This window comes from Pseudomonas fluorescens (assembly GCF_902497875.1).
Taxonomy (GTDB): Bacteria; Pseudomonadota; Gammaproteobacteria; order Pseudomonadales; family Pseudomonadaceae; genus Aquipseudomonas; species Aquipseudomonas fluorescens_BR.
The window spans coordinates 1-1,525 of the sequence record NZ_CABVHY010000129.1 but is presented as its reverse complement, the minus strand read 5'-3'; the positions used below and the strand labels follow the sequence as shown (position 1 = coordinate 1,525).

Here is a 1,525-nt window from a genome sequence, read left to right as displayed (position 1 = left end):
TGCCGCAGGCTGCGATCTTTTGATCTTGAAAAACCTCCGTCCCCCCAAACGCAAAAACGGCACCCGAAGGTGCCGTGCTGTTTTTCTACTGCGTATAACTAACCGATCAACCCGCCAATCCCGACTGTTGCACCAACGCCAGCAGCGGCTGTGGGTACACACCGAGGAAGAACGCCAGAGCCGCGATGGCCAGCAGCATCACGCCGCCGGTACGTTGCTCCCAGTGCAGTTGAGCATCGTGGCGACGCAGGTTCGGTTCGATCAGGAACAGGGTGACCATCACTCGCAGGTAGTAGAAGACGCCTATGGCGCTACCCAATACCAGGGAGCCGACCAGCCACCATTCGTGGGATTCGACACCGGTGGCGATGATGTAGAACTTGCCAATGAAGCCGGCAGTCAGCGGGATACCGGCCAGCGACAGCATCATCACGGTCAGTACCGCGGTCAGGTACGGACGACGCCAGAACAGGCCGCGGTACTCGTACAGCGCGTCGGCGTCACGGCCGTTGTACGGCGAAGACATCAGGGTGATCACGCCGAACGCGCCGAGGCTGGTGATCACGTAGGTGACCAGGTACACGCCGATGGCTTCCATCGCCAGACCCTTGCTCGCCACCAGGGCGATCAGCAGGTAACCGAAGTGCGCGATGGACGAGTAACCCAGCAGACGCTTGAGGTTGCTCTGGGTCAGCGCCAGCAGGTTACCGAACAGGATCGACGCGATGGCGATAATGGTCAGTACGTTGCTCAGGACACCGCTGTTGGCCACTGGCGAGATTTGGAACAGCCGCACCATCACCGCGAACACTGCGACTTTCGCCGCCGTCGCCAGGAACGCCGCCACGGGTGCCGGAGCACCTTCGTAGACGTCCGGGGTCCAGAGGTGGAAGGGTACCAGCGACAGCTTGAACGCCAGGCCGATCAGCATCATGGCCAGGCCCAGTTGCGCGATCGGGTTAGGCAGACCGGTAGCGGCCAGTGCCTGGCCGATGCCGCTGAAGCTCATGCTGCCGGCTTCTGCGTAAAGCAGCGCCATGCCGAACAACAGGAACGCCGAGCCGGCGGCCGACAGCACCATGTACTTGATGCCGGCTTCCAGCGAACGCTTGTTGAAGAAGGCATAGGCCACCAGGCCGTAGACCGGTACCGAAAGCAGTTCCAGACCGACGAACAAGCCGGCCAGGTGCTGCGCGCTGACCAGTACCAGGCCACCGGCCGCAGCCATCAGGATCAGCAGGTACAGCTCTTCGCGGTTGCCCGGGTAACCCGAACCGCCATCGCCGAGGTAGGCGTGGGCGAGGGTTACACACGCCAGCGTGGCGACCAGGATCAGCGCCATGTAGAGGCAGGCGAAGCTATCGATCTGCAGCAGTGGAGTCACGACCAGAGGCGCGACTTTCAAGGCAGGGAGGATCGATAGCAGGGCCAGGTTGAGACCGGCTACCGACAGCAGAAAGGTCTGTGAGTGGTTGCGACGCCAGGCGATGGCCAGCATCACCACGATGATCGTGGCGCTGGTGAT

1 protein-coding gene is annotated in these 1,525 nt (G+C 62.0%); it reads right to left on the bottom strand.

Annotation, left to right across the window (positions count from 1 at the left end; all coding sequences use genetic code 11):
- Positions 1–106: 106 nt before the first annotated feature.
- A partial coding sequence (gene nuoN, locus F8N85_RS34125) for an NADH-quinone oxidoreductase subunit NuoN (protein WP_150807685.1) occupies positions 107–1,525 on the bottom strand: 1,419 nt, incomplete at its 5' end.